The organism is Fructilactobacillus sp. X7R7C1 (genome assembly GCF_059901065.1).
The window spans coordinates 74,289-97,718 of record NZ_JBWXVF010000004.1 but is presented as its reverse complement, the minus strand read 5'-3'; the positions used below and the strand labels follow the sequence as shown (position 1 = coordinate 97,718).

General features: G+C 40.2%; 21 protein-coding genes. 8 read left to right on the top strand and 13 right to left on the bottom strand.

Annotated elements, in window-relative coordinates:
• Positions 1-37: 37 nt before the first annotated feature.
• Positions 38-1,555, bottom strand: coding sequence for a glycerol kinase GlpK (glpK, locus tag AC6UDC_RS06380; protein ID WP_500694059.1), 1,518 nt, complete (start codon positions 1,553-1,555; stop codon positions 38-40).
• Between the two features lie 114 nt (positions 1,556-1,669).
• Positions 1,670-1,921 (bottom strand): hypothetical protein, encoded by a 252-nt coding sequence (locus AC6UDC_RS06375; RefSeq protein ID WP_010022943.1) that lies wholly within the window; start codon positions 1,919-1,921, stop codon positions 1,670-1,672.
• A 140-nt stretch (positions 1,922-2,061) separates the two neighbouring features.
• Between AC6UDC_RS06375 and AC6UDC_RS06370 the strand changes: the two genes are divergently transcribed.
• Together AC6UDC_RS06370 and tyrS are read left to right on the top strand one after the other, a co-directional pair.
• Positions 2,062-2,865, top strand: coding sequence for a tyrosine-protein phosphatase (locus AC6UDC_RS06370; protein ID WP_500721831.1), 804 nt, complete (start codon positions 2,062-2,064; stop codon positions 2,863-2,865).
• Positions 2,866-3,115: 250 nt separating this feature from the next.
• A complete protein-coding gene (gene tyrS, locus AC6UDC_RS06365; RefSeq protein ID WP_500696964.1) occupies positions 3,116-4,369 on the top strand; it encodes a tyrosine--tRNA ligase in 1,254 nt (417 codons plus the stop codon).
• A gap of 125 nt (positions 4,370-4,494) precedes the next feature.
• On the opposite strand, the gene apf is transcribed toward tyrS, so the two are convergent.
• From apf to AC6UDC_RS06345, 4 genes are all read right to left on the bottom strand, one after another.
• Entirely contained in the window at positions 4,495-5,121 is a 627-nt protein-coding gene (apf, locus tag AC6UDC_RS06360; protein ID WP_500709243.1) for an aggregation-promoting factor, read from the bottom strand.
• Positions 5,122-5,428: 307 nt separating this feature from the next.
• The gene (gene trxA, locus AC6UDC_RS06355) at positions 5,429-5,749 is read right to left on the bottom strand and encodes a thioredoxin (protein WP_500694063.1); all 321 of its coding nucleotides are present in this window, start codon (positions 5,747-5,749) and stop codon (positions 5,429-5,431) included.
• On the bottom strand, positions 5,724-6,506 hold the full coding sequence (locus AC6UDC_RS06350) for a TerC family protein (protein ID WP_500696965.1): 783 nt from the start codon (positions 6,504-6,506) through the stop codon (positions 5,724-5,726). Before AC6UDC_RS06350 ends, trxA begins: the two co-directional genes overlap by 26 nt.
• Positions 6,507-6,535: 29 nt before the next feature.
• Positions 6,536-7,183, bottom strand: coding sequence for a glycoside hydrolase family 73 protein (locus AC6UDC_RS06345; RefSeq protein WP_500708260.1), 648 nt, complete (start codon positions 7,181-7,183; stop codon positions 6,536-6,538).
• A gap of 187 nt (positions 7,184-7,370) precedes the next feature.
• Here AC6UDC_RS06345 and AC6UDC_RS06340 point away from each other — a divergent pair, with 187 nt between their 5' ends.
• Positions 7,371-8,294: a magnesium transporter CorA family protein gene (locus AC6UDC_RS06340; protein WP_500694066.1), complete on the top strand. Its 924-nt coding sequence runs from the start codon at positions 7,371-7,373 to the stop codon at positions 8,292-8,294.
• Positions 8,295-8,351: 57 nt separating this feature from the next.
• Positions 8,352-11,087 (top strand): MMPL family transporter, encoded by a 2,736-nt coding sequence (locus tag AC6UDC_RS06335; protein WP_500721830.1) that lies wholly within the window; start codon positions 8,352-8,354, stop codon positions 11,085-11,087.
• Between the two features lie 40 nt (positions 11,088-11,127).
• Here the strand turns inward: AC6UDC_RS06335 and AC6UDC_RS06330 are convergent, their stop codons facing one another.
• From AC6UDC_RS06330 to AC6UDC_RS06320, 3 genes are all read right to left on the bottom strand, one after another.
• A complete protein-coding gene (locus tag AC6UDC_RS06330) occupies positions 11,128-12,279 on the bottom strand; it encodes an MFS transporter (protein ID WP_500721826.1) in 1,152 nt (383 codons plus the stop codon).
• Between the two features lie 534 nt (positions 12,280-12,813).
• Positions 12,814-13,251: a MerR family transcriptional regulator gene (locus AC6UDC_RS06325; RefSeq protein WP_500694070.1), complete on the bottom strand. Its 438-nt coding sequence runs from the start codon at positions 13,249-13,251 to the stop codon at positions 12,814-12,816.
• 17 nt (positions 13,252-13,268) lie between these two features.
• Complete coding sequence (locus AC6UDC_RS06320) at positions 13,269-13,925, bottom strand: histidine phosphatase family protein (RefSeq protein ID WP_500695822.1); 657 nt, start codon at positions 13,923-13,925, stop codon at positions 13,269-13,271.
• Between the two features lie 134 nt (positions 13,926-14,059).
• Here AC6UDC_RS06320 and AC6UDC_RS06315 point away from each other — a divergent pair, with 134 nt between their 5' ends.
• Positions 14,060-16,198 (top strand): LTA synthase family protein, encoded by a 2,139-nt coding sequence (locus AC6UDC_RS06315; RefSeq protein WP_500721825.1) that lies wholly within the window; start codon positions 14,060-14,062, stop codon positions 16,196-16,198.
• A 104-nt stretch (positions 16,199-16,302) separates the two neighbouring features.
• Positions 16,303-17,115, top strand: coding sequence for a hypothetical protein (locus tag AC6UDC_RS06310; protein ID WP_500696969.1), 813 nt, complete (start codon positions 16,303-16,305; stop codon positions 17,113-17,115).
• Positions 17,116-17,155: 40 nt separating this feature from the next.
• Here the strand turns inward: AC6UDC_RS06310 and AC6UDC_RS06305 are convergent, their stop codons facing one another.
• Positions 17,156-18,124: a type I phosphomannose isomerase catalytic subunit gene (locus AC6UDC_RS06305; RefSeq protein ID WP_500709247.1), complete on the bottom strand. Its 969-nt coding sequence runs from the start codon at positions 18,122-18,124 to the stop codon at positions 17,156-17,158.
• 86 nt (positions 18,125-18,210) lie between these two features.
• Complete coding sequence (locus tag AC6UDC_RS06300; protein WP_500721821.1) at positions 18,211-19,200, bottom strand: NAD(P)/FAD-dependent oxidoreductase; 990 nt, start codon at positions 19,198-19,200, stop codon at positions 18,211-18,213.
• Between the two features lie 150 nt (positions 19,201-19,350).
• Here AC6UDC_RS06300 and AC6UDC_RS06295 point away from each other — a divergent pair, with 150 nt between their 5' ends.
• Positions 19,351-20,310, top strand: a complete 960-nt coding sequence (locus AC6UDC_RS06295) for a nucleoside hydrolase (RefSeq protein ID WP_500709249.1) — start codon at positions 19,351-19,353, stop codon at positions 20,308-20,310.
• A gap of 63 nt (positions 20,311-20,373) precedes the next feature.
• Here AC6UDC_RS06295 and AC6UDC_RS06290 read toward each other — a convergent pair whose 3' ends face one another.
• Together AC6UDC_RS06290 and spx are read right to left on the bottom strand one after the other, a co-directional pair.
• A complete protein-coding gene (locus AC6UDC_RS06290) occupies positions 20,374-21,183 on the bottom strand; it encodes a Cof-type HAD-IIB family hydrolase (RefSeq protein WP_500695828.1) in 810 nt (269 codons plus the stop codon).
• A 61-nt stretch (positions 21,184-21,244) separates the two neighbouring features.
• Complete coding sequence (spx, locus tag AC6UDC_RS06285; protein ID WP_010022968.1) at positions 21,245-21,643, bottom strand: transcriptional regulator Spx; 399 nt, start codon at positions 21,641-21,643, stop codon at positions 21,245-21,247.
• 202 nt (positions 21,644-21,845) lie between these two features.
• Between spx and AC6UDC_RS06280 the strand changes: the two genes are divergently transcribed.
• Positions 21,846-23,390, top strand: coding sequence for a bifunctional metallophosphatase/5'-nucleotidase (locus AC6UDC_RS06280; protein ID WP_500721819.1), 1,545 nt, complete (start codon positions 21,846-21,848; stop codon positions 23,388-23,390).
• Positions 23,391-23,430 lie beyond the last annotated feature (40 nt).

Here is a 23,430-nt window from a genome sequence, read left to right as displayed (position 1 = left end):
TCATTAAGAAAAATTTAAAAACTTGCCAAAGCAAGTCTTAATTAATGGGTTTAAAAGCTTGCGTGGCCTTAACCGCTCGCTTCCATCCCTGATACAATTTATCTCGTTCAGCTGCTTTCATTGAAGGGGTGAAAATCTTTCCCTCTTCGTAAATGGACTGAACTTCATCTAAATCTTTCCAGAACCCGGTTGCTAGTCCACTCAAGATGGCAGCCCCAAATCCGGTCGTTTCTTCATCGCTGGCTCGTTGAACCGGAATATTCAAAATGTCAGACTGAAACTGCATTAAGTAACTATTGCGACTAGCTCCCCCATCAGCTCGAATCTGTGGAATATCGAGATCGGTATCGGACTCCATTGTGTTAACGATATCCTTAGTTCCATAAGCAATTGACTGAAGCGTGGCCTTTACAAAATCATCACTGTTAGTTCCTCGGGTAATCCCAAAAACGGCTCCTCTGACATTTTGGTCCCAGTATGGGGCCCCTAATCCATTAAAAGCAGGAACAACGTAGATTTCATTGTGGTCGGTCGATCGTTTAGCCGCCTGTCTGGACTCAGGAACACTGGTGATAATCTTCATTTGGTCTCGAAGCCACGTCAACGCACTCCCAGCCACGAAGATTGAACCCTCAAGTGCATACGTAATTTTTCCGTTAATTCCATACGCAATGGTCGTCAACAAATTCTCGTCTGAGTACTGCGGCTGGTGTCCCGTATTCATCATGATGAAAGCACCATCACCATAGGTGTTTTCAACCATTCCCTTTGAAAAGCCCATTTGTCCGATCAACGCCGCCTGCTGATCGCCAGCAATTCCAGCAATTGGGACACTAACACCATAAAATTGGTAGTTTTCGGTCGTTCCATAAACTTCATCAGAAGCATGAACGGTCGGAAGCATGATCTTTGGAATGTTTAAAATCTTCAAGATTTCGTCGTCCCACTTTAAGTCATTAATGTTAAACATCATCGTTCGACTGGCGTTCGTATAATCAGTAATGTGATATTTCCCACCAGACAATTTCCAGACGAGCCACGTATCAATGGTCCCAAATAACAATTCACCATCAGAAGCGCGCTTCTGTGACCCATTAACGTGGTCTAAAATCCACCTGACCTTGGTAGCGGAGAAATACGAGTCAATAACTAGGCCCGTTTTTTTATGAATTAGGTCCTCGTACCCTCTGTTTTTTAAGTCTTCAGCAATTGAATTAGTTTGTTTTGAAAGCCAACCAATGGCATTGTAAATGGGTTTGCCGGTCACTTTGTCCCACACTACCGTGGTCTCACGCTGATTGGTAATCCCCACCGAGGCAATGTTTTCGGGGTGAATGGAGGCGTCAATCAAGGCACTCGCAATGGCAGAAAGCACGGAGTTCCAAATCTCGTTTGGATCCTGTTCAACCCATCCGTCACTATTGATAATCTGAGGAACTTCCTTGTAACTCTCAATGACTTTTCTACCACTATGATCATAAATAATCGCTCTCGTACTAGTCGATCCTTGATCAATCGCTAGGACGTAATCTTTATTGTCAGACAACTGGTTCATCTCCGTTTCATCGTATTTTTGATACTCATATTAGCACGATTCAATTCATCTCACTACTTGAAAATAAAAGAGAAAGTAGAATAAAATCTACTTTCTCTTTTATGGCATCATTAATTAACGCTTAACTTCAACCCGAATATCAGCATCAATATCTTTTGGCTCAACCTGTTCGTCATAAGAAAAATCAGCATCTTTAAAGTATTCCTTGATTTCAGCATTAATCTCGTTTAAATCACGAACATCATTATCCTGACGTTTAATCAACAACGTGTACTGCTTGTTATCTTCATCAACGTTTTCAAAATCATAACCAACATCAACCGTGTTTAAGATTTCTTGAATCATTTGTCTTTCAGTCATTGCCATAATTCATACTCTCCTTAATAATCTTCATACGCTAAGCTTATTCTATTTTCTAATATTTGTAAAATCATATCTCAAAAATTCATGTGGAACACGGGCTTCATGATATAATTATATTACACTGACATTGAAAGGTGGGTTACATGGAAAACATGGAAAATAAAAGAGTTCTAGCCATTCCAACTGGTGAAAATTTTCGTGAGTTAGGTGGATACCAAACTATTGATGGTAAAACCACTAAGTGGCACAAATTACTACGTGCGGGACACTTAGGTGAGCTCAGTGAAAATGATCTAAAAACCCTTGAGCATTATGGGGTTCGCTTTGACGTTGATCTCAGAAGTCAACCTGAAGTCGACATGCTGGCTGATCAAGTGGAAACTTCTGCTGTCGACTACATTTTTGATCCGATCTTTAAAGAAGACGCAACTGACAATTCGAAAAGTCCAGCTGAAATGAAGAAAGTCCTGTGCAATCACCCTAATTATGGTCATGATCATATGGAACACGTCTATAAAAGCATGATTAAAACGAAACACTGTCGTTTGGCTTTTAAAAAATTATTTGAAGTTCTACTCGCTAACAGGCAAGATGACGAGTCCGTCCTATTTCACTGTACAGCTGGAAAAGACCGAACCGGAATGTCTGCGACCATGATCCTCTCTGCCCTAGGAGTTGATCGTAAAACCATCGAAGAAGATTACCTGTTAACCAATCAGGTGGCAAAACCAGTGATTGATGCTCGATTAGAGCAAGCCAAAGAAGAAGGATATAATGATGCAGCCCTAAAGAGTCTAAGATCCCTTTATAGTGTCTCATTAGACTTTTTCAATGCCGCAATGGATGAAATCAATCAATTATACGGCGGAATGAACCAATTTCTCCATGAAGGTATTGGATTGACCAATGCCGACATTCATCAGTTACGTCAAATTTACCTTGAATAATTTGCATATTGTTAATTCGGCTAGGTAATGATACGATGAGTTTATCAAAAGTAGTCTAATATTTAAGTGATAAGAGAAGTGGCGGTTGGTGCAAGCCACACAGGATATTAGATGAACTACCTAAAATTACACATTAAGATAAGTGCAGGTACTTTTGTATCTGAACGTGGGTGGTACCGCGCACAAGCGTCCCAGTAGTCAATTACTACTAGGACGCTTTTTATTTATCAACAACAGGAGGAAAACAACAATGAATATCATTGAAGATTTAAAATGGCGAGGTGCCATTAACCAAACAACCGACGAAGACGGACTAGAAAAATTAACCAACGAGAAAAAGATTGCCCTATACTGTGGGGTCGATCCAACTGGTGATAGTATGCACATTGGTCACCTAATTCCGTTTATGATCATGGAACGTTTTTCACGGGCTGGTTTTCACCCTTACATCCTAATCGGCGGGGCCACCGGTTCCATCGGTGATCCAAGTGGGAGAAACACCGAACGTCCCCTTCAGACCAAACAGATGGTCAAACACAACGTTAACGCCTTAACAAAGCAAATGAAGCACCTCTTTGGTAGTGACAGTAACATTCACATCGTGAATAACTACGACTGGACGTCTAACGTGTCACTGCTTGATTTTCTTCGTGACTACGGAAAACTCTTTAACGTCAACACCATGTTATCAAAAGAAGTGGTGGCAAGCCGCCTGGAAAAGGGCATTTCATTCACAGAATTCACCTACCAAATCCTACAAGCATTGGACTTTCTCACTCTTTATCGTGACCATGACGTTCAACTTCAGATTGGTGGTGGAGACCAATGGGGAAACATCACGGCCGGAATTGACCTCATTCATCGCGTTGAAGGTCAAGACGCCGAGGTATACGGATTAACCATCCCATTAATGCTTAAATCAGACGGAACTAAGTTTGGAAAGACCGCTGGTGGTGCTGTTTGGCTTGATCCAGAAAAGACCTCACCGTATGAATTCTACCAGTTCTGGCTAAACCAAAACGACGCTGACGTTATCAAATACCTCAAATACTTCACCTTTTTGCCTAAGGATCAAATTGATGAACTGGCCCAAAAAGTTAAAGATGAGCCTTGGAAAAGAGAAGCACAGAAAACATTAGCACGTGAGGTCACGAAATTTGTGCACGGTGAAGACGCCGTTAAGCAGGCCGAAAATATCTCAAAAATTCTTTTTAAAGGCAACGTTCAAGACCTATCAGTAAAGGAAGTTAGTCAGGCATTTAACAGTGTCCCAACGTCTTCGATTAGTTCTGATCCCGTAAACGTAGTCGATTTAATCATTGCAGTTGGAGTTGATAAATCCAAACGGCAGGCTAGAGAAGACGTTAATAATGGCGCTATTACCATCAATGGTGCAAAGGTTACCGACGTCAATACTGAAATTAACCCCCAAGCTCAATTTGACGGGAAGTTTATCATCATACGACGCGGCAAGAAACGTTACTTCTTAGCTAAGGTTAAGTAAATAAATCCCGGTATCATAAATATGGTACTGGGATTTTTTGGATCCAAAAAAGGGGCGAAGAATTATTCTTCGTCCCTTTTGCATCTTGTTTTTCGTTTGAGTAATCGTTAACTTGAAATTAAATCTTACCAGTAGTTATGTGATGCTCGAAATTGAGCAGCGGCAGCGATTGAACCATAACGTGAAACTGCGTATTGACGAGCCACACGTTCTTGGTTAGCTGGAGAGTAATCACCATTTAAATATGATGAAGACAATTGGTATTTACCAATGTACTGACCATTTCGAGCACTGTATGAGTTACCAGATTCAACTTGTGCAATTGATGCTAAACCAGAGTTATCACCGGCACTGTTTGCATTATTGTTACTGCTTGCAGCAGGTTGAGTAGTGGTTGTAGTTGTTGCTTGTTGTTGTGTTTGAGCAGGTTGTGCGTTTTGCTGTGGTGCAGCAGTGTATTGTGCATTGCTACTTACCTGAGCAGATGGTTGTGTTTGAGTATTGTTACTTTGGTAAGTCATGTTGCTTGCGTTAGTAGGTAATGTTAACTTTTCTCCGACATGAATCAGGTTGACATTCTTAAGGTGGTTAGCCTTAACAATGCTGCTGATGCTAGTATTGTGTTGCTTTGCGATTTTTGAGACTGTGTCACCGCTCTTAACGGTAACTTGATTAGTGTTAGTGGCAGCGTTGGCGTTGAAGCCTGCAGTCATTAACACACCGGCTACTGTGAAAATAGATGCTAAAAGCACCTTTACGTTTCTAGATTTTAATAAAATGATAAATCACTCCTATAAATTTTTGTTACTTCCGTTTTCTTAAAACTGAAATATACTCAAACAACAATTTCACATTCTAAATACTGTTATTTACATGGCAAAAACAGCAATGTTAAAAAAACCGATTATTTTGTCACGTTGTAACATCAATGTAACAAAACTCGTAAGAATGCCCGTTTTCAAGGATTGATCAACAATTCACAACACCGATTTTTAGCAAAAGAAAAAGCCTTCTGCCATAAAAAAAGTTATTAAAAGCATAAGACTTTACTTAATTTCATCATTTTTCAGCTAATTTTCGATTAAAATAGTGCTCTAATTTACTCTTAGGATACACTCCGGTGACCTTCTCAACGCCCTTTCCGTTACGAAATAATACTAGTGTTGGAATACTCATGACCCGGTATTTTCTGGCAATCTCCTGATTATCATCGACATTAAGCCTTAAAAACTTGATTCGACCCTTGTACTCACGTTCCAGTTCTAAAATCAACGGATCCATCATTTTACATGGACCACACCATGGTGCCCAGAAGTCAACCACGGTCATTGGTCCCGTAATTTCTGAGTCAAAATTATTCTGGTTTAGATCCACTGCCATAGTCTTTCCCCCTCTTCACGTTAATCACATGGATAACTAAAGTAGCCACTAGTGTGACAATTACCAAGATTCCAAACCATCCCGCTGGAATCTCAATGTCAATCATTGGAATCGATAAGAAAAGTTTCAATGCAATGATAATGATCAAAAAGTACGCCATCGGCTGTAGTTCAGGAATCTTTTTCATCAACATCATTATGACTTCAGCTACCCCACGCATCGCTAAAATCCCAATCATCCCACCAATTAAGACGATCACTGGATTAGGTGAAATGGCTAACGACGCTAGCACCGAATCAATTGAAAAGATAATGTCCATGAATTCAATCTGAACTACCACCCACCAAAAGTACTTGCGAGTGTGGTTTTTCTTATTTGGTTTGACCTGATGAGTTCGGCTCTTTTTGTGCTTATTCTTGTGCATATTATAGAAGAAACTAAACGCAAGATAAAACAAATAAGCTGCACCTAATACCTTAATGATCCAGAACCTAATTAGGTACACTCCGACTCCGATGATCAAAAAGCGAAAGATGTATGCTCCCCACATTCCGTAAAACAAAGATTCTTCCTGCCACTTTTTAGTAGGAAGAACTTGAGTCTGGGCCGCAAGGACAACTGCATTATCAACGGATAAAAGACATTCAATCACTACCAATGAGAAAATAATCAACCAGTCATTTCCAGACGTTATGACGGTTTCCCAGTTATGTAGATCAAAAAAAGGACCATATAATTTAGCGAGTAGGTCGAACAATCAAAGACTCCTCCATTAGTTAGTTGTAATTAGTAATTGTTAATTGCTTTAACGTCGTATTTCATTAGTTGATGGTTCACGATGACACCAATTAGCTTATTAGCGTAGTCGGGATCGGTAGCGTAGCCATTTTTTTGCAACAAGTTGGCTTCTTGTCTAAAACTCGTGATGCCCGTTTTCTTTAAAAACTTGGTATTTAAAGTCTCGTTATGATCCTCGATGGCATCAGCAACCGAGGGGTATTTTCTAAACTGACCCACTTCGGTCGTTTTCTTTTTATTAACGTACTCGGTTGTATCGTACGAGATTGACTGACCATTGTACGTTCCTTTGATTCCAAACGGATTATTGGCTTTCTTATAAAGTTCGGATTGCCCCCAATTCGATTCGAGAATAGCCTGTCCGATCACGATACTTGGCAAAACCTGTTGTTTTTTCTCGTAAATCTTAACGGCTGGGTCACCAATTTTTTGAATAAACTCTTTGTGCTGAGTTTCGATCTCTTGATCACGTTTCTTGGTTGCGTTATTCATTTGCTCTTGTCGAACTTGATATGAATGATTAATCAACATGTGTCTAATCTTAAATGCAGCGAACACAAGTAGTAAGACGACGACTACTCCAATCACAACTGCAATCCACACGTTTTTCTTTTTACTGTGTTTCACGGACAACATCTCCCTATGTGGTTATTATACCTTAGCCAACCATTTTTTGTTGAGTATTTATGATTACTTAAAAAAGTTTCTTACTCATTTCCAATTACGCATTATAATAGAAGAAACACCCACTAAAATCGACTAACTTAGCCATTTAGTGTAGTATGAAGATATCTGACAATATAGTAACGGGAGTAGTTTTGCATTGATTAAAATTGAAAAAATCAACCAAAATATTAACTGGATTAAAACCATCGATTGCCGTCCAGCTGATAAGGAAATTTTAAAAACAGAATACCATTTAAATAACGAAATGCTCTATTATGCACTTGACCGTCACGAACGACCTCGGGTTGAATATTACGATGAAGAAGGAGTCCTCCTTTTCATTTTTGATGTGGCCGAACCGACTCGTTTTAACGGGGATGTTTCTGCTGAACCAATTGGAATCATAACCCATGACAACATGTTATTTACGTTCACGGCCGATAAAACTAATTTCGTTAACGAACTCATTTCTTCCATTATAAAAAAAGCCGGTTCAAAACAACTCGCAGAATTACAACCAATTGACGTAATTAATAAAACGTTGTACCAACTATCCGTCCAATACTTTGATTATATTAACCAAATCAACAGTGTCAGAACTAACATTCAACGTAACTTACGTGGCAAGGCCAATAAAAGTGCCATCAACCACCTGCTTAATCTACAGACCGACTTAGTATATTTCCTAACGTCACTCGGATCAAACAACGATATGATTAACGACTTCAAGCGGCGTTTTACAAGGGACCTCACTGAGGATCAAAAAGCTGCCGTTGAAGATATCAGTATCGAACTTCAACAGGGACTTTCGATGGCAGAGATGGCGAACGCCGCGACTCAGCAAGTAGCAAGCGCTTATTCCAACCTCCTTGATAGTGACTTGAACAACACAATTAAGTTTTTAACCGTTTTTTCGTTAATTCTAAGTGTTCCAAACATCGTATTTGGGTTCTATGGTGAAAACGTAAAACTTCCATTTATGGATAAACCATCAGCGTGGATTATAACCATTATCATCACGATCATTTTTATCATCATTGTGTTGCTGTTTTTACGTGCAAACCATTTCTTTAAGAACTAATTTAATATAAAATGAGCATGAGGGGGTAGTGAAATAAAATGAAAGGAATTTTCTTCGATGAAACATTTTATAAGGACGTTACACGAAAATAGGATTTTCTCTTTAATTATTTGGCTAGTTGTCATTTTTATGGCAATTGTCAGTCTCCCCAACCTGAGTCAGGTTGTGATGCAGGCTGGCAACCCGGAAATGAACTCAAAGTCCCAGATGTATAAAGCACAGAACTTACAGAACCAATGGGGCGAAGGCTTAGATGGAACCACAAGTATGAACATTGTTTACCACGCCAACAAGGGTAAAATTACCAGTTCTGAGCAAAAGGACATTTACAATCGGGTTGGTAAGATTCAGAAAAGTAACGGGGACAACGGGATTAGTCGGATCACCACCGCTCACACGAGCCCGAATGGTGCCTCAAAGTTTATCTCCAACGATCAATCAACCGAGATTGTGAATATTCATGTTCCCAAAAGCAATGCCACAAGTGCAAGTTTTGCTAACACGCTTCAAAAACAATTCAAAGTTAATAATAGACTGAAGACGTACGTCACCAGTCCGCAATTAATTAATCAAGACAACAATGAGAAGATTTTAAGCGTCACTAACATTGTGACCATTGCAATTTTCATTCTTTCCTTAGTCTTTATTGCCATTGCATTTAGATCACTATTAGCACCGGTTTTTACCTTTATCATCCTGATCATCGCTTACCTGGTTTCATTAAGTGCAACAGCTTTAATGTCAACTCAACTTAGTCTCCCGTATTCGCCATACATTCCTTTAGTAACTGGCTTGGTAGTAACTTTATTTGGTACCCTTGCTAGTTTCTTTTTGTATCGACGTTTTGAATTGGCACTTAAAAACGAAAGCGTTGACCCCAGTAAAACAGCCACTAAAAGTCTTACATATCCACTTGGGGCAACCGCAATAATTACGTCATTAGCATTTGGATCACTTTACCTGCTCAAGTTTAGTTCGGTTCGGGCCATTGGTAGCGTCGCCATTGTCGTACTAATAACTTTATTAGCCGTGATGACCGTGACCCCAATGTTCATGCAACTCCTTGGACCAACTTTCTTCTGGCCAAAGAAGAAAACTTTAAAATTAGCAAACGAGGGCTTCTGGGGTAAACTTGCCCATGTCTCGCTTTTAAAACCTCTCCTAGGCCTACTAATTGCATTAGTGATTACGGTCCCACTGGTTTTATTCTATCGTTCTAATGTAACCTACCTTACTAACAACAATTTAATTGCTAATGATCAAGCTGAAGTCGGTAGACACATCCTTCAAAATCACTTTAATAAGGGAAAACCAACTCCAGTCACTATTTATATCAAAAATAACCGACCCTTTAATAATGACAACACCATTAGTGCCATTGACCAGGTTACAACGAAGCTTCAGTCCCAAAAAAACGTTGCACAGGTGTACTCTGTGACTCAACCAGGTGGGGATGAAATTGATAAATACTATTTACGAAATCAATTGAATAAGACCACTTCAACCCTTAATGGCATTAGTAATTCCCTTAAGGGATCACAAAGAACCCTTAAAGGGGCGAACAAGACGCTTCAGCAGAAAAACATTAAGAATCAGACTAAAGCAGTCGATTCACTGATTAGACAACTTGATCGGATTAGTGATACGAGTGAACAAGCTGACACCAACAATTTCAGCACATTCACTCCGCTTGAAACGGCTCAGTCATCTAATCAAGCCCAGAAGTCCAAAAAACTTCGCCAAAATCTCTCACAAGTGTCCGATCAGTTGAGTACCACCAGTCAAAGCTTGACCCAGTTAAGCAACCAAATCTCTGACGCCCAAAATTCTGGACTGGAAGCGCAAGAGGCGGTCCAGCAATACAACGAACAAGCGTCTAAAGTTCGTGGTGAAATTGCGTCCGTTAACCGAACTTTAAAGGAAAGTAAGGATAAGTTAACGCCCGTCACTGGTTACTTAAATGGTGTCAAGAAGTCAAGTGCTGGGAATACCTTCTACATCTCACCGCAACAGATTAATGACACCGATTTTTATCAAACTAAGTATAATTTTGCAAGCGAGAACCAAAAAGTAACCAAGCTCGAAGTAGAATTTAATAATGAGCCCACCGGCAACACGAACTTAAATAACGTTCACAACATGCAAAATACGGTTAGAAACCAGTTACAAAACACCAGCCTTGAAAATGCTAAGGTCGCTTATACCGGCCAGCCAATTGAAAACGCCAACGTTCAAACTAACTTTGACCACGACTTTATTATTGGAATGATGATGATCATCTTAATCGTTTTCGCCTCCATCATCATCGTTAGTCGTTCCATTCTCCAACCATTTTGGTGGTTGGTCACATACGTGATGAGTGTCTTTTCCGCACTGAAGGCCACCCAACTTATCATGTACTATGCCGCAAGTGACGGTCAATTAAACTGGCAGGCATCCGTTTCCATGCTGGTTCCCCTTTCCATAATTGGTATATTTGAATTAACCTTTTTGGCCATTTCCTACCGAAAACAAAATCCGGACTTACTAGGATGGTTGACCGGTGGGACAAGTGCATTTACAAAAACAGTTAGTTACGTGATGTTTGCTACCATTATCATTACATTCGGCCTTTTCGTTAGTCTGCTTCACTCGCTTGACTTCATCGGGCTGACCGTCATCATCACGGTTATTATTTTTAATGTCATCCTGCCACTTGTCACGACTGGACTTGGCAAACTAGCAATCACGTTACCTCGTTCCGATTTGTATCATTGGCCCCTTTATAAAAACAAACGAGCCAAAAATAAATAATCAAAAAGCCATCAGTTAAACTGATGGCTTTTATTATGCCCTAAAAATTCATTTTACGAATTGATTTAAAGTAAAGAAACAAGATGACCAAAGAACCAGACATTGCCGTAACACCAAATAATACAAAAATCACCTGAATGTTAATAACTTTTGAAAAGGCACTGATAAACAATGACTCAAGCGCCATCAAAAGAGCCGTAATTAGATTGCAAAAAGACATCAACGTAACTCGGAGTCGTTTCACCACTGTATCCTGCAGTTCAGCGTTTAGTGTCGTATCCCACACTTCAAAAAGTGAACTAAAAATTACAAATGCAATTAAAGCAACGATGAAATTCGAAATCCCTAAGAGTAGTGACATCAATAAGCCAATTGCCATGCTTAAAGAAATCACCCTCATTCGGCCATATTTAGCAACTACTTTAAAGACGTTTGCCGAAAAAACAGCTCCAATGATATCAACAATCGCTAGGATCATCGCAATGTTACCGGTGCTAAATCTTGTAATGTGGGATAGATACAACGACCCGTATTGATACATAATCGAAGCCGTAGCCTGTGAAATCGCCACTACTAGGATTAACTTCTGGTAGTTTTTATTACTAACCAAGAAAATCCGTAATTGCTTTAAGACACTTGGAGCATTGGGCTCATTAACCACCGGTCGGGGTTTGATCACTAATACCGTCATGATTGAAAGAACGTGGGCCATAATTGAGGCGGTAAAGACCAGTGGCCACGAAACGTCTGCCAAATACCCACCAACCATATTACTGAAAGCAACCGTACAAATCATGATGGCGTTGTATCGTCCCCAAAATTTCTGGTAGTGTTGTTTTTCATCTGACTCATAAATGATGGCCTCATCGGTTCCCGAAATTAGCGAAAGTCCAATTCCAAACAAAACGAACCCACCAAATACTAGCAAGTGGTTACGTGCGACAAAAAAAGTTGCCACGTATAATACACACATTATCTGACCCAAAATCAAAGTGGTTTTGTAGCCAATTTTGTCAGCAATGATTCCGGATGGTAGTTCACAAATAACCTGAGTTGCGTTAATCACAAGTTGTAATAATGCAATTTGGCCAACTGACCATCCCATATGTTTCAAATAAAGCATCCAAATTACTAATTCAAAGGTTAAGTTAGAAAAGAATGCGTACGTATACATTTTCCTGATATTTTTCATAATTTCCCTCATTTCAGTTTAACGATTACTAATGAAGTTGAGGAAATTCAATGATTGATTCAGGATGAATGTTTCACCCAAATAATCGAATGAAATTATGACTCAACTTCATTTCACAACTATTTGGGAAACAGTCTGTCTTTGAATAAATACCGTTACATGCCGTGCTGAAAACTTACTGCCAATTTCTTGAAATTCGCTTTCCATCGTTCACACCTCCGACATAATTAATGATTATTCAAAAGTATATACTTTTGGTCCTTAAAAACAAGGCTCCTAACAAAAAGGGAATCGTCATCTCTGCCGATTCCCCCACTGGGTTAAATTCTAAAATACTAACAAAACAGCAACTAGTATCAAAATTGATACCAATCCCAGCATTGTCAAAATGACTTTTTCAAGCAATGCCATTATCAAATGACCCTTCCTAGCACTCTACTTTTTCTACTGCCAATAAACATGCTACCGTACATGAGTCATTCCGTCAAAAAACGCCAAAACTAATTATCAGCTTTGGTGTCTTTTCGAGTAATTTTAGTTATCTTTTACGAGGTACTTAACTTCCCCGTCGTCATCAAGGTAGCCATACAAACGCTTCGTGTGCGCATCATCAAAGTATCCCATGTCTGCCATTCGTTTTCCATTCACTTCGTCACAACCATGATCCACTCGCTTAAAAAAGGAATACAAAAAAGCAATTCGTGATTTAAACTGCGTCGCCTTTTGATAAGCAGACGTCAGGGTGTAACCGTCATCTAGATATTCTTTCATTAACTTAATCAGTACAAAATTTGAAAAATTGAAAACTCGTGACGCTAATTTTTCAACTCGGGTACTTCTCACGTATCCCTTTTTCTCCCAGTATCGGAGTTGTCTTGGTGATACCCCCGTCATCTTACTAACTTCACCAATTCGAAAAATAAAGTCCTGCATGTTAAAGGAATTGATGATCTTGTCATTAGCTTCATGCATTTGTCGCCTCGCCTCCACTACTTATTGTATTCAGTGACCTTGATTTGATTACCATCAACACTCATCTTAGTAATACTGCCATTTTCGGGACGTTTTGTCATATCATACTGTCCGTCAGAAAAACGTTCTACTAAACTAAGCAGGGTATTTCCGTGACTAATCAAGAGGACGTTGTCGCCGTCTTGAACCTTAGCATCGTGAGTAATCATATCTAACCCCTTATCAAGTCGTTTCCAGTAATCAGCTGCATTTTCAGCCATATGGAAAGGATCAGCCTCTTTCATATAGTCCTTAGCCGTATTGATATCATATTTATTTACAATGTCTTTAAAAGTTGGTACTCCATGAGGTGCTCCGGCCTCGTACCACGCTTCATCCATGTTTAATCCTTCAAAATAACCATAAAATTGTTCACGAAAATTGGGAGATACGACAGGCTCATTAATATCTGAAACTAAATTATCGTTTAGAATAATCTTGGCGGTATCTTCAGCACGAGTAGTATCACTGCAGTAAGCTTGAACAAATTTGATGTTAGATAAACGTTTAGCGGTCTTTTTGGCACCAGTAATTCCCTTGTCGGTTAGTGGTGAATTACTCCAGCCTTGTAATTTGTTAAAAATATTGAAATAAGTTTGTCCGTGTCGGACAACGTATAGGGTAAATTTTGCCATTGTATCTCCTCCATTCACACTCTAAGTATATCACTTGTGGGCTTTAACTTTTCTCTAAGATTCTCCCTCAATCCTACCCAAATTTAATAAATCTGATAAGATAGGGGTTGGACTTAAAAAGGGGACTTTATACCTTGAAAACGATCAAGAAAATTCTGTCTAAATGCAATACTAGAATCGGTTTTTTCGTCTTACTAGTAGTGCTTTTTTGGGCTAAAACAATTTACGCATATTTCACTGACTTTAATTTGGGTGTCGACAGTATCTTTCAACTGTTTTTGCTCCTAATTAATCCAATCGCAACCACCGTTATTATGTTAGGTTTGGCGCTTTATCTAAAACCAGCTAAACTTTTTTATCCAGCAATTTTATTTCTGGACTTTCTAAACACGGTTCTTTTATACTTAAACGTAATTTACTTTCGTGAATTCACCGACTTTATGACGGTGTCGACCATGACCGGTTATTCCAAGGTCAACCAGGGACTAAGTGGAAGCTCATTAGCACTAACTTCGCCCCACGACGTTTTTTACTGGATTGACATCGTGATCGTCATTCTCTTACTTTTTTTTAAAGTGATTAAGATTGACAAACGGCCACTACAGGCCCGAGTTGGTTTTGCGGTTTTCTCACTTGGAGCCCTCATGTTAGTTGGTAACATTACTTTGTCCGACATGGATCGGCCCCAATTATTGACCAGAACCTTTGACCGCACTTACATCGTTAAATACCTGGGGTTGGATTCTTTTACCGTCTATGACGGAATTAAGTCCCAACAAACCAACAACATGCGAGCCAATGCCAATAAGTCTGACTTAACGGGGGTTCTTAAATTCAAAAAAGAACACTACGCCGCTCCTAACAAGAAAATGTATGGCATTGCTAAGGGTAAAAATGTCATTATCATTCATCTGGAAAGCTTCCAACAGTTCGTGATTGATAAAAAGATCAATGGCCAGGAAGTCACTCCATTTTTAAATAAGTTGTATCACAGTAAATCAACTTATTCCTTTGATAACTTCTTCCATCAGGTCGGCCAAGGTAAGACGTCCGATGCAGAAAACATGCTTGAGACTAGTACTTATGGTCTCCCACAGGGATCCTTATTTGCTCAACTTGGCAGTGACAACACCTTCCAGGGTGCTCCTGCCATCCTTGGTCAAAAGGGATACACGTCCGCCGTCTTTCACGGAAACGTTGCTAGCTTCTGGAACCGAAACAACACTTACAAAAACCTAGGATATGACTACTTCTTTGACGCCAGTTACTACGATACCTCGGGTGATAAGTCAACCGGATACGGACTGAAGGATAAGCTCTTATTTAAAGATTCAACCAACTATCTTCAGCACCTCCAGCAACCGTTCTATGCTAAATACATCACCGTTACCAATCACTTCCCGTATCAACTAGACGCTGAGGATCAGAAGGATTCTGATTTCAAGGCCCCTGATACTAATGATGAAGCCGTTAACAACTACTTTGTAACGGCCCACTATCTCGACCAATCAGTTCAGGAACTCTATGAGTACCTTGACAAAGCCGGTTTACTAAAGAACTCCGTGATTGTCCTATACGGGGATCACTATGGCTTATCGAACTCTGAAAACACCAGCTTAGCACCGCTACTTGGAAAAGACCCTAACGACTGGAATGACTTTGATAACGCCCAATTGCAACGAGTTCCGTTCATGATTAACATGCAGGGCATTAAGAATGGTCACGTGGATCATACCTATGGTGGTGAAATTGATGTACTTCCAACCTTGATGCACCTTCTTGGAATCAGTTCCAAGAAGTACATTCAATTTGGGACGGACCTCTTCTCCAAGCATCATGATCAGGTCGTTGCTTTTAGAAATCGGGACTGGGTTTCTCCTGAGTACACTTCGGTTAATGGGACGGTCTATGATAACAAGACCCAAAAAGTAATCCATCCGGATAAAAAGTTGAAACAGAAGTTAGAAAAGACGCAGGATAAAGTCAATCTAGAACTCTCGTTATCCGATACGCTGAATGAACAAAACCTACTTCGTTTCTATCATCCTAAGGGATTTAAACCAGTTAACCCGCAGAAGTACAATTATGCTAACGGATTGGACCATGAAGAAAACATTGAAAAGAAGCTTGGAAAAGCCTCAACCAGTCTCTACTCAGAACGACATGATAAGAGTACGAATAGTTTATACCATACCGATGCTCCTGAGCTTTACCATAGTTCAACTAACTCTAATCGAATTCAAATTACCAACCCTGATTCAAACAAAGAATAACTATAAAGAACCCACATCAGTTGATGTGGGTTCTTTTGTATGACTGTACTAGTTTTTACCTGTGCTATAATACGGGTAAATCTAGGGATGGAAGGTTACAAATTATGACTAAATATACAGTTACAAAAAGAGCCAAGCAGTATAAACAGCCCCGTGGTGGTTTCATTCCCGTCTCATCCCTTCACATCAAGCAGTTTACGCCAGACGAATTTCTGCCGATTGCTAGTGAAAACATCACGCCCAGCTTTATGGGACTGGTCGTCGACTATCTAACACGGTTTGAAGTCACCGGAGACGTCGTGGCAGCATTCAGTATTCCTGAAATTGGTGCCCATAACGTTGACCTACTAGCGGCCGAAAAGACTGGGCACCATTACGATGGTAATATGGACCGTTTTAAACAATTAACCAGTGAAATCAATTCCGGACTTGATGATGACAGCATTCAGTGCGCCATTCAACTCGTTAATTATGACATTGCCTACCGGATGGGACCTAGTTACTACGTTCCTCGTCCCAAGTACCAAGCGAATGAGGTTACCATTGAGCACATTAAACAAATGGTTAACCGGGGCGTTCAGTTCTTGAAGCAAGCATCAGAAGATGGTCCCATTACAATTGACTTTGATTTTCCCGGTGCGTACACCGACACCGTCGTAAACGGCGATGGTGACTACCTGACCAAGGATGGGCTGTGGGATTTCAAGGTATCAAAGGCTAAACCAACCAATAAATTCACCCTCCAGATCCTGATGTACTACATCATGGGGCTCCATTCAGCAAATAAGTCTTATTTTGAAATGGTTAAGCAGTTAGGCTTGTTTTATCCACGCCAAAATTGCCTGTATTGGATTAACGTAGCCGACATCAAAACCAAGACGCTAGAAACGGTGGCAGAGGATGTCATTGGATACTAAAATACCACTATCATTGAGGTAGTGGTATTTTTGTCATATTTTAGTTTGCGGTTGTCTGAATAATTCGGAGGTCTCCCTTTAACTGATACGTTTTGGCTTGAACTGGCAAGACATAGGTACTTCCCTTTTCAAGCGAATACGATTTGCCATCGACAATTAGTGTCCCTGTTCCATCAATAACAACGTTCACTGAATAAGTCTGCATGTCTTTAATCTCGGCTTGACCGTGAACCACAATTTGATAAACGTTAAAGTACTTTGATTTCAATAGACGTGTCCGGGCTGGATTATTTGAATCGACAACCAGTTGGGTTTGCTCGGGGTCTGGTAGAACGTTCGGAGTATTGGTTACTTTAATGGCATCTTCTACCTGGAGTGGTCGTTTCTTCCCCGTCTTTTGATCCACCCGGTCGAAATCATAAAACCGGAGCGTGTTGTCAGAATTTTGTTCCACCTCAAGAGCGACAATGCCTGCTCCCAAAGAATGAAGCGTCCCCGCTGGTACATAAACCATCTCACCTGGTTGAACGGTTTTCGTTTCTAAAATCTGGTCTAACTGGTGGTTTTTAATGGCCTGCCGAATTTCATCCTTACTTTTGGCGGAATGACCGTAATATACCTTTGAATCTGGTTTGGTGTCTAAAATGTACCAGCACTCAGTTTTTCCATTCTTTTCATTAAAGTACTTTTGCGCGTTCTCATCACTTGGATGAACCTGGATTGACAAGTTTTCCTTGGCATCCAAAATTTTAACCAATAGTGGAAAGGAGGCGTTAGCCGGATGCCCACCAAATAGTGCTGGATGTTTCTTCCAAACTTCTTTTAAAGTCTTTTCATCGTAGGGTCCGTTATAAACCACTGACAAGTCATCACCATAAGTCGAAGCAATCCACGCCTCTCCAACGTGATTACTATTTAACTGATAGTGATACCGCTTTAGTTCGGTTCCACCCCACATCTTATTCTGTAAAACGGGCTTTAAAAATAAGGGAAATACTTCATTTGTCATGAACATCATCCTCCAGTTAAGAAATTTCAACTAGTTTCATGATAGCATCATGTTAATGGTTTCACAACATTTATCCTTTCTTTAACCTACTTGCGGTGAAGCGAAGTACTGTGAACGGGTCCCCTTCGGTCGGGATAAATTTCTTTCATTAAAACGTTAATGGCGGTGGGAGCCTCACCAAATCCGGTTGCGATCAAGTCTTGTTTGCCGGGATAAGTAATCTGATCCCCAATCGCAAAGATCCCTGGCACACTGGTCTCAAAAGATTGATCAACCTCAAGTAAGCGATGATCAAGGGCTGGTTGGATCTGCCATTCCTTTAACTGGTGATTATTCGAAATAAACCCGTAGTTCACCACGAGATCATCCACCATCATTTCCATCTCGTCATCTTCAGTCTTAACCTTTTTACTGGTAACCCTTAAACGATTATCAATCTCATCCAGTCGTTTGATTAAGTATGGAGTAACCACTTCAACTGATGATTCTTTCAATCGGTCAACCATGTACTCAAGACCACGAAATTCGTCCCGCCGGTGCAATAAAAACACCTTACTTGCAACACGTTCAAGCATTAAAGCCATGTCAACGGCGGAATCGCCACCACCAGCAACCATAACGTCTCGCCCCTTGAACTGGTTTAAATCATTGATACTGTAAAAAAGACGTTTCCCAGTGAGCTCTTCGGCATTTTCAGCCCGTAGTTCACGCGGCTTAAAGGCACCGTTTCCGGTCGCAATGATGACGGCTTTACTCTTAGTGGTCCCCTTACTGGTTTCAATCTCAAAATAGTCATCTTTTTTAATCACATCGACTACCTTACTCTCGACCTTTTGGTCAACATCAACGGTGTCAAGTTGTTTTTGCAGCCGTGAAATCAGCTCGTCACCCGTGACGCCCGCAAAACCAGCCACGTCCAAAATGGTTTTTTCAGGATAAAGCGCTTTGACCTGGCCCCCAAGTTCAGGAAGGCTCTCAATGATCTGCGTTTTAACATCCCGCAGGCCAGCGTAAAACCCCGCAAACATCCCAACGGGACCGCCGCCAATAATTGTTATATCGTACATATTTTCCATTTTTATCACTCTTTATCTAATTTTATCTTTAACCAAAGTTTACCATGCAAAGACAAAATAAAAAAACCAATTTCATATCTATCGCAATTTCCTACATATTAAAGTATTATAAAGTTGTACTGTAACTGAAGTTATATAGGAGGACTTTATATGAGTACCAAAAAAATGATTTTGGACCTTGATACTGGAATCGATGACTCAATGGCACTAACCTACGCGGTTGGCAATTCTGAGATTGATTTAATCGGGGTCATTGCTTCGTTTGGCAACATCGAAGCCGAACGGGCAGCCGTTAATACCCTTAAAATTTTAGATTTACTTGGTGCTTCAGACGTTCCGGTCTTTATTGGTGAAACTCATCCATTAAGCGAAGATTATGTCAGAATGCAAGTCAGCGCTGACATTCACGGTGAAAATGGGATTGGCGACGTTGACCTTCCCGAACCAAGCGGGGCGGTCCAAAGTAAAAACGGGGTCGACTTCATGATTGAATCCGCTAAAAAGTACGGTAACGATCTAACGATTGTGCCAACTGGTCCTCTTACTAACTTAGCCCAAGCAATCAAACAAGCTCCAAAAGCCATGGAGCAGGTTGGCAATGTGACTTTAATGGGTGGTGCTTTAACCGTTCCGGGTAATGTCACCCCCGTCGCCGAGGCCAACATCAACCAAGATGCCATTTCAGCAAACGAAGTTTTTACCAGTAACCTCCATATCAACATGGTCGGCCTTGACGTTACATTACGAACCCTTTTGACCAAGCAAGAAACCCAAAAGTGGCGTGAATCTGGGACAATGGCTGGAAAGAAAATGGCTGACATCGTGGACTTCTACATCAACATCTACGCTGATATGTATCCTGAACTTGGCGGCTGTTCCTTACACGACCCACTCGCCGTTGGTGTAGCGGTCGACCCCAGTTTCGTAAAATTCATTGATATGAATATGATCGTTACCACCAAACCCGACGCATACTATGCTAGAACAATCGGTGATAAGAATCGATTAGATGATCCTAACACCAACGTTAAGGTGGCTGTAGCGGTTGACTCCAAACGCTACTTAAAAGAATTTATGAAAAATATGAATAATGCGTTTGAGACCATGTAAAAACCAAATAAAAATGAGCTAAACATAATTGTTTAGCTCATTTTTATTTGGTTGTGTTTATATTTATTGATCAGCTTTAAAATATTGCTTTAAAAAAACTGCCACACCATCATCATCATTCGATTTAGTCACATCCGTCGCAATTTTCTTGATTGGTTCCTGCGCATTCGCCATTGCAACACCAACCTTGGCTTTCTTAATCATTCCAGCATCGTTTTCAGCATCACCAAATGCCATTAGATTAGAAAAATCATCACCATAGTGACTAAGCAATGCTCCTAATCCATAAGCTTTATCAACACTGGGTGCCAAAAACTCTAGGATTTGGGGTTGTGAACGAACAATGTGATACTGCTTTTTCACATCTTCGGGCATGTCACTAACAGCTTTATCAAGAACGTCTGGTTCGGCTGCGATAACCGCCTTAGAGTAGCTTTCGTCTGGCATCTCAGAAAACTTAGTTGGTACAAACTGCATGTCAGCATTCAACATTTGTTGATAAATCGATGGTTTTAAATCGGAGATTGGATAGACCTGGGTAAAATCAAGAATATCTAACGGGAGGCCGTTTCTTTGAGCGTATTCATAAAGTAATTTGAACGCATCTCGATTCATCCCACGCTTAAATAATTCATACTTATCGGCATTTCGAACCACGAGCCCACCATTAAAGGTGATGGTATAATCATCTGGCTCATCAAGGTCTAGTTGCTTAATGTACTTCCAAATGGCATTGATTGGTCGTCCAGTACAGAGCACCACTTTGATACCCTGTCGGTGTAACTTTTTTAACTCGTCTTCGTTTACTTTACTGATCTTCTTATCACCTGTAAGCAGTGTGTTGTCAAGATCGAGTGCGATCATTTTAATCATATTAATTCCTCATCATTTAAATTATTCATAAAAAAACGCCCATACCGGGCGTTTTCATATCTTAAGAAGTTAACTTCGACTCTAATTGTCTCAATTCTGCTTCACGAACATCTCGCGGTAAGAACCGTCTAATTTCTTCTTCGTTATAGCCAACTTCAAGACGTTTGTCATCAAAAATGATCGGACGCTTGATTAGGTCAGGGTACTTTACTAATAAGTCAACTAACTCGGTTAAAGATAAGTCATCTAAGTTCAAGTGCAGTTTCTTAAAAACATTTGATCTTGTTGAAATAATATCCTCACTGCCATTTTCGGTTAAACGAAGAATTTGTTTTACTTCGTCAGCGTTAAGTGGGTTTGAATTGATGTTTCGTTCCTTAAATGGAATATTATGGTCTTTCAACCAAGCACGGGCTTTACGACTTGATGCGCTGCTTGGTGCAACATATAAATTCAACATGTAATAACCTCCTCATGTCTAACATTTAACATGACTTGTTTAAATTAGTACGAATGTACTTATTAAACAACTAAATTGTATCATATATTATTACTTCGTCAACGTTATTTTAAACTTAAATAAAGCCTGATTTCTAGCTTTTATTTACACTTTCCTTAATAAATATTATAATTTGTACTATATAAGAGGGAGAGGCCAAACTATGAAACTCAAAATACTATGTACGAGCGATATTCACGGTTATTTAGCGCCAACAAATTACGTTAAACCAAATGAAAACATGCCCTTTGGTTTAGAAAAGGCAGCAACCACAATTAAGCACGAACAGGAAGGCTTCGACCACACCTTAATTTTAGATAATGGTGATTTTTTAGAGGGGTCTCCTCTCGCCTACTACACGGCCGAAGTTTTAAAACTTCCGAGTGCTCAGGCGATTAATAAAGCATATGATACGATTGACTATGACTTTGGCTCGCTTGGTAATCACGAATTTAACTACGGGCAAAGCTACTTAAAAAATACCATCAAAAACACCAAGCGCCAGTTTATCTGCGCCAACATCCTAAACGAAAAAGATGAGCCAGCCTTTGGGTCGGCCTATGCCATTAAAGACTTTGGGGATCTAAAGGTGGGAGTATTAGGTCTTACCACTCAGGCCATTAACCAGTGGGAGAATAAGGCCAACGTTAAGGGGCTTAAGTTTAAATCTGGCTTAGAAACGGCCAAAAAATACGTCCCAATTCTTCGCCAAAAAGCTGACGTGGTGGTTATTTTGTATCACGGGGGGTTTGAAAGAGACAAAGTAGGTAAACTTAGTGAAAAATTCACTGGTGAAAACGAAAGTTATCAAATTTTAAAAGAAGTTCCCGGAATTGACGCTTTAGTGACGGGTCACCAGCACCGAAAGCTCGCTAACCATCTCTTTGGCGTTCCGTACGTTCAACCCGGACATCGTGGTGATTACGTAGGCCAAATTACCCTTGATATTAATGATAACGATAAAACGGTGGTCAACAGTAACGCCAAACTAATCTCAACGGCTCAAAATAAGCCATTTCAACCGACCAAAAACGTCGTTGATCCAGTCGACCAAGATGTTGAAAAATGGCTCTCAAAACCACTCTCAAAGATTAAAGGTAATCTCAAATATAAAGATCCCTTCGAAGTTCGAACCCATGGATCGGCCTTTATCAATTTTATTCAAAGGGTCCAAATGGAAACAATGGGGGTTGATATTTCGGCAACCGCGCTCTTTACCGACGAAGCCCATGGATTCGAAAATCCAATCACCATGAGAAACATCATCACCAACTACGTCTATCCAAACACGTTAGCAGTCTTAAACATTACTGGAGCGGACTTAAAAGCTGCCCTTGAAAAAACTGCTGATTATTTTGCCTTAAAGGATAATAAAATCATCGTCAACCCCGTATATACTTATCCGAAACACCGGGATTATAACTATGACATGTACGCGGGCATCGATTACACTATTGACGTCTCCCGGCCGATTGGTTCCAGAATCGTTAACTTAACCTATCACGGTCGCCCAGTTCTGGACCATCAGCCCTTGAAAATTGTTTTAAACGCGTATCGCGCCGTTGGTGGCGGACACTACCCCATGTACGATGAAAGTAAAATTATTTCCTATAACACCATTACCATGAGTAATTTGATTGCGAAGTACCTTCAGGATCATCCCGTAGTCGACGCTAACAACCAACAAAACTTCAAAGTCATTAAATAAAAAAGTTCCTCACCACGTAAATACCAATGGTGAAGAACTT